Here is a 14,034-nt window from a genome sequence, read left to right on the forward strand (position 1 = left end):
TTAAGTTATTCTTTGCAAACGGATTGAGTATGAGGTTAACTCCTCTTTCGCAACTCGAAAATATCCGTCCTCCGGTCCTTCAGGTTTTTTACGCTTCCGAACTCGTGCAGTTCGCGGAGCAGGCCCAGGTCTACATCGGCCAGTAATATCATTTCGGTGTTGGGGGTGGCTTCTGCTTTAATGCCATTGCTAGGGAAGGCAAAATCACAGGGGGTAAACACCATGGATTGCGCAAACTGCATGTCCATATTATGTACATTGGGCAGGTTGCCCACACTGCCTGCAATGGCCACGTAACATTCGTTTTCAATAGCCCTGGCCTGTGCGCAATGCCTTACCCGGGAATACCCGTTCTGGGTGTCGGTTAAAAATGGCACAAAAAGGATATCCATGCCTTCATCGGCAAGCAGCCGGCTGAGTTCGGGGAATTCGGCGTCATAGCATATAAGGATACCTATTTTTCCGCAGTCGGTATCAAAAACCTTAAGTCCCTTTCCGCCCTGCATACCCCATACTTTTGCTTCGTCCGGGGTGACGTGTATTTTTTCATAGCGTTCTATAGTGCCGTCCCTTTTGCACAGATAACCTACATTATACAGATTTTCATCTTTAATCTCGGGCATGCTTCCGGCAACAATATTGATGTTGTACGATATGGATAGTTTGGAGAATTCCTCTATTACCTTGTCGGTATATTTGGCCAGTTCGCGAATGGCTTCCGGCTCCGAGAGGTGGTTGAACTGGGCCATTAGCGGCGCATTGAAAAACTCCGGGAAAAGGGCAAAATCGGCGCGGTATCCGGACAGGGTATCTACAAAATATTCGGATTGTTGCAGCAGGGACTCCACATTTTTATAGGGTCGCATCTGCCACTGTACCAGCCCCAGGCGGACCACACTTTTTTGGGTCGCGGCTTTCCGGGTCGGTTTTTCGTAGTAAATATTGTCCCATTCCAGCAAAACAGCGAATTCCTGGGAAGCCTTGTCGCCATCCAGGTAGCCTTTGAGGATGCGTGCAGGGTGAAAATCGTTGGACATCTGGAAATTCAGTACCGGGTCGTGAATTTCTTTTCTCCGAACTTTTTCAATATACTCCTTAGGGCTTAAGGTGTCGGCGTATTTGTGGTAATTCGGTATCCTTCCGCCAAAGACAATGCCTTTGAGGTTTAGTTTCTCGCACAGTTCCTTGCGGTAATCATATAACCTTCTGCCCAATCGCAGCCCCCGGAATTCCGGCTTGATAAATATATCTATACCATAAAGCATATCGCCGTTATCGGAATGCGTATCGAAGGTGCTGTTACCGGTTACTTCATCAAAAGTATGGGTGCCTTCGAAATGGGTATAATGTACGATGATAGCCAATGCACAGCCCGCGATCTGGCCATTGACCTTAATAACCACCTGACCTTGCGGAAACTTGTCGAGCAGGGCCTTTATCTGGGGTTTTGTCCAGTAATCGTCCGGCATGGAATGGTAAGCCAAAACCATGGCTTCCTTGATCTCGGCATAGTCTTGGATTTTCAGGTATTCCAGTTCTATTTTATCCGTTTCGCTGTGCATTATTCCTGTCTTTAAAAGGTTATCGTGAAGTTGTTCAACACGGGGCTTAATTTACGAATAAAGCGGGGTATTAATGCAGTTTTCCTCCGAATGACTGCACTGTTCGTCAGGATCAGAGCGCTGTGTCGTGAAGCATTTCTATGCCGGCCCGGTGGCTTCGGTACACCCCGGCAGCGCCGAGGCACTCAGCCACCTGGAGGTGTCTTACTCCCTCGCTATAACTAATCAACAATATAATTGTCGTTAGAAGTATCGGCATCCATAAAAATACCGCCGTCCAGGCTGATGCCTGTAATGTTTTTCACGTTTTTAAGCGTAACCACCGCACTGTCCGGGTTGGGTTCCCAGATGGCGGGGGTTTGGTGAAATTCCTGCGTTTTTCCGTCTTTATCTGTAAGTATAATGGTTACGGGAGCCGGCATGCCTCCTTTGTTTAGGAGGGTTATGGCCAGGGTGTTTTTTTTGTAAGAGGCGTCGGTTATGGCGATGTCTATATGATTATTGCTGAAGTACCAGCGATCCCAGAACCAATTGAGGTCTTTGCCAGCAATATCATTAAATGAATAGAAGAAATCCCAGGGTATGGGGTGTTTACCGTTCCACCTGTCCATGTAGCCTTTCAGGGCTTTACTGAACAGGGCATCACCCAGGTATTCCTTCATGGCCAGGTACCCGATGGCTGCTTTACCATAGGCATTGGCCCTTATGGATATGCCATTCAGCGCATTGAGAGGCGTAATGACGGGCAGGTCATATTCCATGTCGGCATTGCCGGCCCAGCTTGACACACGGAATTTTTTAAAGTTTTCTACGGCTTTTTCTTTGCCCAGGTCATTGGTCCCGATAAGGAATTCCAGGGCAGTGGCCCAGCCTTCATCCATAAAACCGAAACGGGTTTCGTTAATACCCATATAGAACGGAAAATAGGTATGTGCGATCTCGTGTTCTACCACAAAACGCGCAAATTCCGCTTCCGGGAACGAACTGTCGTTGACCATCATCGGGTATTCCATATCGGCAAAACCGCGAACGATGGTGGATTTGGAATAGGGGTAGGGCACGCCCGGGTAGTTCTTGGAGAACCAGTCCATCGCATGCTTGCCGTAGTTGACCATCTCCTTAAAATCTTCCGAAGGTTCGTCATAGGCTGCCTGCACACTGGCCCGGCGCCCGGTAGCCTTGTCTACTACAACACTGCCGGCATCCCACAGGTAATGATCGCTGATGGCGATGGCGATATCCGTAATACGGTCTGCCTTCCACTTCCAGGTATTGTTGGGGTTTTGCTTGGTTACCTTATGGCCTTCGAGATCTTCTTTGGTTGCGATATGCAATACCTCGTCCGATGTCATGGATTGTTCCAGGAGCTCCGCGTAATGCGGTTGCAGCACTTCGCCTGGGTTTTGCAGGTCTCCCGTGGCCCAAACGATATAGTTGGCAGGCACGGTTACGGAAAAGGTATAATCATTAAAATCGTTGTAGAACTCCTGCGATCCGTTAAAGATCATAGTATCCCATCCTCGGTAATCGTCATAGACAGCTACCCTGGGGAAGAAATAGGCGAGGAAGAAAGTAGTCTCGTCAATGGCCCCTTCTCTCCCGCTTTGTACGGATACGTCGAAATGCCAGTCAATGCCCAGGGTAATGCTGGCATTCGGTGCCAGGGGCGTGGCCAGTTCTATCATTTTGTTGGTGCCGTCGTTTTTGTCCTTCCATTCCCGCTCCACGCCGTTTTCGGTATAGGCATCGATATGCATTCCGGAGGTAAGGTAGTCTTCCGAAGCCTGTCCCAAACGGACCGCTCCCGGCTTATGCTGGTTGAGGAATAGTTTAAAGTTCAGGGTTTTTAAGGTATCGGGGCTATTGTTGGTGTACACAATGGTTTCCTTGCCCGTAACTTTCCTGTCCGGCGGGCTTACAATGACGTCTATGGTATAGACCCCTTTGTTCTGCCAATAACCGGGACCGGGTTTCCCGTCTTTGCCCCGGGTGTGGTTTTCATAGGCTTTTTTTACATCGCGCGGATGATACAGTTCCTGTGCCTGTAGTGCCATTGCGGACACCAACAGCAACACGGTAAATAGTGATTTTTGAAACATGCTGCGTGTGAATTTTTAATGAATTTTGTTAGTTCCTTCTCTAAAACATACATTTTTGAAAAACCGGATTAAAGACGATCCGACAAATTGGTATGTTTGTCAAATATACATCATGCCAAGCACACAAAAGAAGGGAATCGTGCATAAAAAGACAATAGTTCCGCTTACAAACACTTGGTCTCGATAAAGCCTTCTTTCTGTTGTGTTCAAACCAGGGACAAGGGGCTATTAGTGAGAATATCTTAAATATAGGGTTTACTTTTTCATAGCTTCGACTTTTAATTCCTTCGGCATTTTTTCAATCGCGTAGCGCAATGCTGTACGAGGCATTACAGTTTTTTTAGACATCACATAATTGAAAACCTCCGTTTGGTGAGCTTCACTTGCTGCTTTCAGCATCCAGCCATACCCTTTTTGTACCAGATCGTCTTTATCTGAAAGAAGCAGATCGGCAATCTCAAAAATTTCCCCGGTAAACATTCCCTTTCGGGCGGGCATAATTAAGGATACGGCAGAAGCTCTTTTAACCCATCGTCCGGATGATTTTGCCCATTTCTTTAATTCGTCGATATATTGCGGATACTTCATGACAAACATGCCTATCGTATGGGTGCATAGCGTGTCGCAATCCGCCCAATTATTTACATAATCATTTACCCAATGTTCGAAAATTTTAAAGTCAGACGGTTCGTATTTCTTATGCAGGGATTCTGAAAATTTACAGGCAATAATAGCTTCTTCAAGATATTTCGATTTCCACAGTTCTTCGCAAATATCAAAAATTTCCTGTTTTGAATGTGTTTTTAGCTGTTTGTAGGACTCCTTTGCTATCTTGCGGACTTCTGCCGTTTTTACACCATAAACCAATGCCTCCTCTCCTTGTTTAAAAAAACGATTTGAAAATTCACGTGTCTTACTGTCCGAACTATTTTTTAATGCCTGGCGGATTTCGCGTACCCGTTTTTCTTTCATGGTGAGGAATGCTTAGAGCATGTTTAAAAAGAATTCAATTGGCTAAAAAATGCCCTTTTTGTTGCCAATGCGCCACCTGGCCCCTTCACTAAAAACAGCCACTGGCTGTTTTCTTAACGTTTGGTCCTGTCTTTTTCTCGCCCCATAGCTACGGCTATGCAGCTCAAAAAAGCCTTCATATGGAACAGGGCGGAGCGTATAAAATAACCCTGTGGGTTATTTTAGCGAACGAGCCAGCCGGCGCAAGGGTGTTTTTCGCTACAATCAATCCTTTTTAAACATGCTCTTACTTCTGTTTTTTACAGATTATTTCCCAGAATCTTTGTGAGGATTTGTTCTCCGTATTTTTTGCCGGTTCATTTATCTCTTTAGCTTCGAGAAGACCGTAACTGCCAAACTCCTCATCTACCGATTCCCGGTCATAATAGAAGAGTTTAACCCCGTGCCTGGTTTCAAACCGGTTTTTGCTTACTGCAGTTCCTTCCCCGTAAGTGAGGGTGTTTTTAGATATGGCTACAAATACCATGTATCCGCCAGGTCTCAGTTGGTTGTAACAATCCTTGATCAGCTTAGCCCGTTCTTTTTCATTTAACAAGTGGATTAAAGCATAACAGAAAATACCGTCATATGTTTTTTGGTCAAATGGCATATCGCCAACACTGCCGTGATATACTTTTACGGTGTCTCCATAGTGTTTTTTTGCCAGGTGGATCGCCGTTTCCGAAATTTCAATCCCGGTAACATCAAATCCGTGGTCCGTAAATATTTTTGCATTTCTACCGTATCCGAATCCCGGGATCAATATTTCTTTTAAGCCCTTATTCTGAAACAGGTCAACGGTTGAAATTGCGGCATCGGCAGGTTCGAATCCCCACATGGTTTCTTTATCCCTGAAACTGGATTCCCAAAATTCTGTCATTTTTTTTCTGTTATTTTATGTGCATGGGTTTTTTATAGAAAGATCAGGCGTAACAAAATTGTAACATGCTTACGTTAAGCCCAAAATAAGCAATTATTTTTATACGATTTGTAGTTGGTTTTTGATTCATTTTATCCTTTTAGCCATCGGATGTCCGGAATTTAATTGGAGTAAGTCCCATAAATTACCATACAAATCCTTAAATACGGCGACTGTTCCATAATCTGCCTTTTTAGGTTCTCTGACAAATTCAATCCCCCTGGATTTCATTTCATTATAGTCTCGCCAAAAGTCATCCGAGTTTAAGAACAGAAATACTCTGCCTCCGGCTTGATTTCCTATAAAATCCTCTTGCCCTGGTTTTGATGCCCTGGCGAGCAAAATGGTCGTTCCTGTTGAATGGGGAGGCGCTATTACAACCCATCTCTTATCCTGTTCGGGTTGATACGTATCTTCAATCAGATCGAAATTCAGTTTTTTCGTATAAAAATCAATTGCTTCGTCATAATCTCTTACGACTAATGCAATGTGAACTATGGATTGTTTCATTCGGAATATTTTTCAAAGTAACCTGTAGTTTTTGAGTCTATTACCCCCAAAGCCTGTCCTGATCCCGATAATCGGGATATCGAAGGGCCCGCCCCCAAAATCGCTATATCCCAGCCCGGACCGGAATGAACTTCCGAATTTATTTCAATAATTCCTCAAGGAACATCAAGGTATGTTGCCAGGCTCTTTTGGCCATGACCTCATTGTATTCGGGAGATTGCGGGTTGGTAAAGGTATGGCCGCTGTTGGCATAGGTAATGATCTGCCAGTCGGCTTTCCCCTCTTTTAATTCCCTGACCAGGGCATCGTATATTTCGGGGGTTACGCCTTTGTCTTCTGCCGGGTTTTCGATGAGCACCTTGGTTTTGATCTCCCCGTTGGGCCGGCTTTCATCCTTGCCCAGTCCCCCGTGAATGCTCACTACGCCCTCTACGGGAAGCCCTGCTCTCATCACTTCCAGGGCGCCGGTCCCGCCGAAGCAATAGCCGATCACCACGATCTTCCCGGCATCGGCCCCGGCTTTTTTCAATTGGTCCAGGGCCAGCGATATCCGGTGCTGGTAGGCTTTGTAATTGGTCTTGTAATACCCGGCCGTTTCAGATGCCGACGCATTGTCCGCTGGGATATTCCCTTCGCCGTAAATATCGGCTATAAAAGCGATGTATCCTTCTGTTTCCAGTTCCAGGGCTGCTGTTCTGGCTTCATCGTCAATACCTTTCCAGGCCGGGAGAATTAAAACCCCCGGTAAGTCTTTACCGGTGTTGGAGGTTACCAGTCCGTTTAATTGCTGATCCCCGTCTTTGTAAGCAACAGGGTTGAGGTTTTGTGCATGACCTAAATTTGTGAGCATCATTGCGGAAAATATAATTAGGAGTGATTTTTTCATGGTTCTGTATTTTGCTTATTACGTGAGGGTTAAAATGCTCCGTCCCGATAATAATCGGGATGCGACGAAATGTTTTTTCATGGTATCCGATCCGATATATGTCTCTTGTCCCGATAATTGTCGGAATGCCCAGAGGGCTTTAATTACAGTTAAATGTAATTCAAAATGGCTGAAACCGGAAATCAAAAACGTTAAAAAGGGTTTTACGAGAGGTTCTGGTTTCACTGTGCTCAAACGAGGACCGGGAGGAATGTGACCTTCATTATTTCTGATAATCCTCATGTCCTGTTTGCCAGAATAAAAAGGAAAGGATATTGGCCAGTTCTGCATTTTTTTTGCCTTTACTTGCATCAAAACCATGGCCGCCTTCAAAATCTATGGAAAGCAGTACTGGTCTGTCCGAGGCAGTTGCGGCTAGCAGGTGTGCGGCAAATTTGCCCGAGTGCCATGCGGGGACACGGGCGTCGTTCATACCGGCGGTTAGTAATACGGCTGGGTATTTTACACCATCCTTTACGTGGTGACAGGCATCCATTTCCAGGAGGGCCTTAAACTCTACAGAATCCTTAACCGTTCCCAGTTCCCTGGCAATATTGGGGCCGTTGTGGGCAAATTCGGAGCGCAGGGTGTTGATGACGCCCACTCTTATCACTGCAGCTGCGAATAAGTCAGGACGCTCGGTAATGGCCCGTGCTATGTTGATCCCGCCACCGCTGGCTCCCCAGGCTGCTGTTTTTTCGCGAGAGGTATAGCCTTCGTCAATCAGGTATTCCGTGCAGGCGATAAAATCTTTCCAGGTGTTGGATTTTGTAGCTTTAAAGCCAGCTTTATGCCAGGCATCGCCTTTTTCTCCGCCGCCACGGATATGGGCTACGGCGTATACCCCTCCTTCGCTTACCCAATGCAACAAATACGGGTATAAATAAGGCGAATTGGACCATCGGAAAGCGCCATACCCGTTAATGAGCATTCTGTTTTTACCGTTTTTCACCAGGTCTTTTTTATAAATTATAGATAAGGGAACCATTACCCCGTCATGCGATGGAATTTCAATTTCTTCAACCACAACATCTTTCAGCTCGGGGTAAGTCACCACCGGGGAGAGGTTTTCCGCCGTAAATGTACCATTGGTGTTGTTATAGCGGTAGCGTGTCTTGTTGTTAGTCCAGCCTTCGACTTCTATCCACAGTTCATCGTATGCTGTTCCTTTGGCATCCAGGTTAATGCTGCCCGAGGGTTTCGGGAGGGCAATTTCTTCGTCCGAACCTTCTTTTGTCCGGTATAGGCGAGCTTCTACACCATTTTTAGTTTTTACGTAGAACAGTTCGTTTTTGGTTACGGCATAATCCGTTATAATGGCCGTGGTATCAGCTTCTACCAGGGTTTCTATATCTCCGACATTCGTATCGCCCAGGATAGTTTTACAGATTTTGCCGTGCGGGGCATTTTTAACGGATAAAAAATACAACTCGTTGTCTTTCAGGAGATACTTTCGTGTCATATCTTCTTCATGAAACAAAGGAGTCCACGTCACTTTCTCCTTCCCGGATAAACGGGCAACTTCGGTATAATACAGATCCCGGTATTTCCCTCCCCCGGCTATAATTCCCAAAGCATACCTGTTCTTTGGGTTAGTATAATAAACCATGGGAAAGTCTGCGGCGTCAATATTCAGAGCCGGATGGTGTTTTGCCGAAAGAATGTATTGCGGATCTGTGGGGTCCTGCCCGGGTCTGTAGACTACCGCCCCGGTATTTAACAGGTAATTATCAGATTTGGTATCGGTAACGGGAACATAGGTGTATATAAAACCCGAACTGTCGGGAAGCCATTGTACCCCTCCGAAATTGGTGGGAGAATTATGGCCATGTACTTCAAGTATCTTTCTCCCTGATCGGACCTCCAAAGCCAACAGGTCGGCAAACTCTTCGTCATTCCGGGTTAGACCGATAACGATTCTGGAACCATCCCAATTCGGTTTGATATAGTTTATCAGGCAGGTACCTTGTGCTTCAGACTTGTATTCCGTGGGATCAAATAATTCGTTTTCACTGCCGTCAAACCCTTTGCGGTAATAGAGCCGGGCTACCTTGGTTTCCGGTGTTTTTTTCAGGTAAAAATAGTAGTCGTTATCTGTTACCTTTAAATCAGACACAGTAAACGAACCGGGCTTTGCGGCGCCGTTGATCTTTTCCTGCAGAGCCGTATTTCCCGGGATAGTTCCGAGGATATTCCGTGTACGGATTTCCTGGGCTTTATACCACTGTATCACTGTACTGTCCTCCGGGTTTTCCATATAGCGGTAAGGGTCCGTAACCTCCATACCGTATAGGGTTTCCGATACTTCTTTTACCGGGGCGGTAATACCAGGTTTGTTTTTTGTACAATGTACCAGGAAGATAGGGGAACACAGCAGGATAAAGAGCTTTGATTTCATATTGCTTTTTGATAATGGATTGTATTGATTTTTAAAAATACGGTTTTTTGTGGAAAGCGAAGGAGGAGAACATTTGGGGTTGTTTATTTTCTTGTGTTTTTAAAGCTCGTTAATAACACGTGCCTCTCTGGAGTATTACGAATTCTTTTTTACGATGGCACCTGGTTTCCGCCTGGCTCAAACGATGAGCAGTTGGAGGACACGATAGTATCATATGTGCTATAAATTTATTTTTATAACGGCATGGAACTGGCAGCTTAAAAATTGACCCGCATTCGGGGATTCCTCCGAAGTATTACATGCTTATGAAAAGGAGTTTTTACATAAAACCGTAATGTTGTCAGGTAGTGGTTTGGTTTATAAAATCCCATTTATCACTAAATCGCTCAATACTTTCCGATTTTGATCATTTTAAATAAGGTTGCTTGCGGTATACAAGAGCATACGATGATCAAAAGTGTGATGATTTGAATATTTAATTTTTATAAAATGTTGGCCTGACCTAAGGGAATCAGTATTTTTGAGTTCAGAATCCGGGTAGAGTTATTCTGTCACTAGTGAAATGATGATTTTTCATTCAAATACTACAACTCTATCCGGGTGCTATATCCAACATAACTACTGTACATTATGAAGCGACGCCATTTTGTGAAAAAGGGGACCCTTATCTCTCTTTCTGCCTTATTGGGGGCAGACATCGTATTCGGTACTACCTTACCCGAAGGTTACGAACTTCTGGGGCTGCAGGACCCTGACCCTTTTAAGATGTTTGAAAAGGACAGGGAAATGGAAGTACTTAACGATAAACCCTGGAACATAGAATCGAAAGCGCACTTAATTGACGATGCGGTTACGCCTAATAAGTATATGTTTGTCCGTAACAATGGTATAGTCCCGGAAAATATCGATGAGGAGACATGGTCAGTCAGTTTTGACGGGGAGGCCATTGTCAATTCAAAAACCTATACGCTTCGGGAATTAAAGTCAAAGTTCAGGCATTATACCTACCAGCTGGTATTGGAATGCGGAGGAAACGGCCGTTATGAATTTGATCCGCCGGCCAAAGGAAATCAATGGAAGGTAGGTGCAGTATCGTGTGCCAGGTGGACAGGTGTCCGTATGAAAGACATCCTTGAAGATGTAGGGGTTAAAGACAATGCCGTTTATATCGGCTATCATTCTGCGGACACCCATTTAAGCGGTGATCCGGACAAAGAACCCATTTCCCGCGGAATGCCCTTACAAAAGGCCTACCAGGAAGAAACGCTGCTGGCCTTTAAAATGAACGGAGAAGATATTCCCCTGGTACATGGTTTCCCGGTACGGCTGGTAGCGGGGGGATGGCCCGCTTCCGTTTCGGGAAAATGGATACGGAGGATAAGTATCCGTGACAAGGTACATGACGGGGCAAAAATGACGGGGGACGCCTACCGGGTACCTTGTGAGCCTGTTGAACCGGGAGCTAAAGTAAATGAGGAAAATATGTGTATCATAGAATCCATGCCGGTGAAATCATTGATCACATACCCTAAATCGGGAGCTGTCCTGGAGCAGGGGAAGCCATTAGATATCCGTGGACATGCCTGGGCCGGGGAACTCGAGGTTGTTGCCATGGAATACTCTATTGATTTCGGGGCGACGTGGAAAAAAGCAAAGCTCCAAAAACCCGTCAATCGTTTGGCATGGCAACAGTTTTCTGCGCGTATTGATTTTCCTGAAACCGGTTATTACGAAGTATGGGCAAAGGCTACGGATGCTTCAGGGCAGAGCCAGCCTATGGTCGTACCGGGATGGAACCCAAAAGGATATCTGAACAATGCCTGTCATCGCATCGCTGTAAAAATTGTCTGATGAAATGCCCATTAACAAATTGTCAAACCTCCCGAAAGCTTTCGGGACGAAAATGCTCTTCGGGCATTCCTCCCGATAACCATCGGGATGACCTATGAAAAAACAAATAAAAAGAACAGATGAATAACGGGGATAGGTTCAGAGAAGAGGTAAAGAAGATCACAAGGCTCGTAAGTATCGCATTTATCGGTGTGATGAGTGTGGCCGGTGTTTTGGTTTATGTTATGATAGACCCGGCGCTTTCCTTTTTCAGGGTATTCGCACCCCGGGAAAATGGTTATGAGGCGAATGTTACTGTTCAGGAAGATGATTACAACAAGACAGAAAACGGTATCCATGTGCGTACCGGTCTTGTCGAGGCCGAGGGCCTGATGACGGTGGTCAATAACTGTACCAACTGCCATTCCGCTAAACTGATCACTCAAAACAGGATGACTAAAGAACGATGGATCGCAACGATTCGATGGATGCAGGAAACCCAAAACCTTTGGGATCTCGGAGCGAATGAAGACATCATAATTGATTACCTGGTTCAAAACTACCCCCCTCATAAGAAGGGGCGTCGTCAGGGACTTGATAATATTAATTGGTATAAACTTAAATAAGTGGTGGCCCGGCGATAGGATGAGGTCCCGGGACCGTTTCTTATTTTATGTGATTGGACTTCCATTGTTTGATTTCATTTATTTGTATTATCGGCTGAATATTTGTGTATTTCGGTATATCGCTGCGAATGGCATCCATATTTTGGGCAATCACTTTATTGTATTCATCAACATCGTCGATGTAAAAATAACCCATAGTGACAAAACTCACTTTATCACCATCTGTCCTGCCGGCTATCCCCTTGTCAATTTCATAAAACTTTAAATTATCCCCTAAAAGTTCGGCCATCATAGGCATATGCTTCTTTTCGTAATAATCCATGTCAAATGTTTTGTTCTCTCCATTCGGATATAGAATGGCTACTTTATATGTTCCGATTTCAGGGTTGGTTGAATGTTTGACTTCATTCGTTCCGCAGCTTATTAAAACCATAAAAGATAAGATGAGGGAGAGGAATTTAATTTTCGTTTTCATAATAAATTGGTTTTGATTGTCGGTTCATGAATATACATAATTACAACTAACTACAGGGAAAACTTCTATGATCGTTGGCCTAATAAAGATATGATTTTCTGTTTCAAATCAACCGACATATTGAATGATGTGGTCGGTATTTCTAACTTTTATTCATTACCAATTTCTTCCGCCAGTCCGATCAGGAGCCCTTCGACTCCACGAATGTAACAGAGTCGGTATGTGTCCTCATACTGCACCACATCTCCAACGAGTTGAGCACCTTGTTTGGTTAGCTTAGATACCATTTCGTCAATATTTTCAACCGTGAACATTATTCGTAAATAACCGAGGGAGTTAACAGGTGCGTTTCTGTGATCTGAAATTGTTGCTGGATTTAAAAATCTTGTAAGTTCAAGCCGACTATGTCCATCAGGCGTAACCATCATGGCGATTTCTACTTGTTGGGAATCCAGTCCGGTAACCCTACCGGACCATTCCCCTTCGACAGTCGCTCGTCCTTCGAGTTGCAAACCTAGTGCTGTGAAAAACGAAATGGCGTTGTCAAGGGATTCTACAACGATTCCGACATTATGCATTTGCAGTAATTTACTTTTTGTCATAGTTGTATTTATTAATCATATTTTATTCAGTAAAGTTTCCGTATATGCGTTTTTGATGTTTTAAGTCACACATATTCAGGCTATAAAATGTAGAGCGTTCGCTATTTTATTATTTCAACGACAATTTTTCCCCGATGCTTGCCTTCTCCGAAATGTTGAATAAGTTTGGGTATTTCTTCAAAGCCATAGGGGCCATCAATTAATGGCTTAATTTTGCCGTTTTCAGCAAGCTGAGTGATATAGGCTAAATTCTTATTTGGTTTAAGGCTGAGAACTTTTAACTTCTTATTACTAAAAACAGAAATTAGAGAGCCTAATAAAAATATTTGAAAAAGTCGGTACATAGTACCCCCTACCGTGATGTAAATGCCATTTTTTTGCAGGCATCTGGCGTATTTGATTGTTGACCTGTTGGTTTTAGTATCAAGTATAAGATCATACTTATGGCCGTTTTTTGTGAAGTCCTCTTTTTTATAGTCTATAACCGTGTCATATCCCAATGAGCGCATTATCGTCAATTTCTCCTTACTATCAACACCGCTCACTTTTGTATCGTACAATTTGGCGATTTGAATTCCAAGAGTTCCCACTCCGCCGCCAGCACCATTAATTAAGATATTCTGTCCGGATTTGATTTTTCCCATGTCCATAAGCCCTTGCAAGGATAACAATGCAGCGTGTGGTAGAGCCGCTGCTTCGTTAAAAGATAGATTTGAAGGTTTTTTCGACAAGCTATGTTCAGGAACACAAACATATTCGGCAAATCCGCCAAACCCAGACTCCGATAAGTCTGCATAAACTTCATCGCCAGGATTTAACTTTTTTACATTTTCTCCCACAGCTTCAATCTTTCCGGATATATCGACTCCGGGAATATTGATTTTAGGTTTTTTCAAGCCGTACAACATTCGGATAATAAATGGTTTACCCCTGACTAATCCCCAATCCCAGTCATTTATGGATGCTGAGTGAACCCTTACTAAAACTTCATTGGCTTTAGGAACCGGATTAACTACTTCTTTGAGTTGAAGTACATTGGGTAAACCATATTTTTCGAATACAAACGCTTTCATTAGA

General features: G+C 44.3%; 12 protein-coding genes. 2 read left to right on the top strand and 10 right to left on the bottom strand.

Annotation, left to right across the window (positions count from 1 at the left end; all coding sequences use genetic code 11):
- Nucleotides 1-35 precede the first annotated feature (35 nt).
- The 7 genes from ACVBDY_RS16410 to ACVBDY_RS16440 form a co-directional block, all read right to left on the bottom strand.
- On the bottom strand, nucleotides 36-1,562 hold the full coding sequence (locus tag ACVBDY_RS16410; RefSeq protein ID WP_447176544.1) for a carbon-nitrogen hydrolase family protein: 1,527 nt from the start codon (nucleotides 1,560-1,562) through the stop codon (nucleotides 36-38).
- A 221-nt stretch (nucleotides 1,563-1,783) separates the two neighbouring features.
- The gene (locus ACVBDY_RS16415) at nucleotides 1,784-3,661 is read right to left on the bottom strand and encodes a M1 family metallopeptidase (RefSeq protein WP_447176545.1); all 1,878 of its coding nucleotides are present in this window, start codon (nucleotides 3,659-3,661) and stop codon (nucleotides 1,784-1,786) included.
- Between the two features lie 255 nt (nucleotides 3,662-3,916).
- Nucleotides 3,917-4,633, bottom strand: a complete 717-nt coding sequence (locus ACVBDY_RS16420) for a DNA alkylation repair protein (RefSeq protein WP_447176546.1) — start codon at nucleotides 4,631-4,633, stop codon at nucleotides 3,917-3,919.
- A gap of 286 nt (nucleotides 4,634-4,919) precedes the next feature.
- Nucleotides 4,920-5,552: a class I SAM-dependent methyltransferase gene (locus tag ACVBDY_RS16425; protein ID WP_447176547.1), complete on the bottom strand. Its 633-nt coding sequence runs from the start codon at nucleotides 5,550-5,552 to the stop codon at nucleotides 4,920-4,922.
- Between the two features lie 126 nt (nucleotides 5,553-5,678).
- Nucleotides 5,679-6,101, bottom strand: coding sequence for a VOC family protein (locus ACVBDY_RS16430; RefSeq protein ID WP_447176548.1), 423 nt, complete (start codon nucleotides 6,099-6,101; stop codon nucleotides 5,679-5,681).
- A 139-nt stretch (nucleotides 6,102-6,240) separates the two neighbouring features.
- Complete coding sequence (locus ACVBDY_RS16435) at nucleotides 6,241-6,987, bottom strand: dienelactone hydrolase family protein (RefSeq protein ID WP_447176549.1); 747 nt, start codon at nucleotides 6,985-6,987, stop codon at nucleotides 6,241-6,243.
- Between the two features lie 262 nt (nucleotides 6,988-7,249).
- A complete protein-coding gene (locus tag ACVBDY_RS16440; protein WP_447176550.1) occupies nucleotides 7,250-9,424 on the bottom strand; it encodes a prolyl oligopeptidase family serine peptidase in 2,175 nt (724 codons plus the stop codon).
- 630 nt (nucleotides 9,425-10,054) lie between these two features.
- Between ACVBDY_RS16440 and ACVBDY_RS16445 the strand changes: the two genes are divergently transcribed.
- Nucleotides 10,055-11,275, top strand: a complete 1,221-nt coding sequence (locus tag ACVBDY_RS16445) for a sulfite oxidase (protein WP_447176551.1) — start codon at nucleotides 10,055-10,057, stop codon at nucleotides 11,273-11,275.
- 119 nt (nucleotides 11,276-11,394) lie between these two features.
- Nucleotides 11,395-11,880, top strand: a complete 486-nt coding sequence (locus ACVBDY_RS16450) for a monoheme cytochrome C (RefSeq protein ID WP_447176552.1) — start codon at nucleotides 11,395-11,397, stop codon at nucleotides 11,878-11,880.
- A gap of 40 nt (nucleotides 11,881-11,920) precedes the next feature.
- Here the strand turns inward: ACVBDY_RS16450 and ACVBDY_RS16455 are convergent, their stop codons facing one another.
- The 3 genes from ACVBDY_RS16455 to ACVBDY_RS16465 all read right to left on the bottom strand — a co-directional run bounded on the left by ACVBDY_RS16455 (nucleotide 11,921) and on the right by ACVBDY_RS16465 (nucleotide 14,030).
- Nucleotides 11,921-12,355, bottom strand: a complete 435-nt coding sequence (locus tag ACVBDY_RS16455; RefSeq protein WP_447176553.1) for an EthD family reductase — start codon at nucleotides 12,353-12,355, stop codon at nucleotides 11,921-11,923.
- Between the two features lie 149 nt (nucleotides 12,356-12,504).
- Nucleotides 12,505-12,957: a VOC family protein gene (locus ACVBDY_RS16460; protein WP_447176554.1), complete on the bottom strand. Its 453-nt coding sequence runs from the start codon at nucleotides 12,955-12,957 to the stop codon at nucleotides 12,505-12,507.
- 101 nt (nucleotides 12,958-13,058) lie between these two features.
- Nucleotides 13,059-14,030, bottom strand: a complete 972-nt coding sequence (locus ACVBDY_RS16465; protein ID WP_447176555.1) for an NAD(P)-dependent alcohol dehydrogenase — start codon at nucleotides 14,028-14,030, stop codon at nucleotides 13,059-13,061.
- Nucleotides 14,031-14,034: the final 4 nt, after the last annotated feature.

The sequence above is a fragment of the Sinomicrobium halophytocola genome (assembly GCF_052983395.1).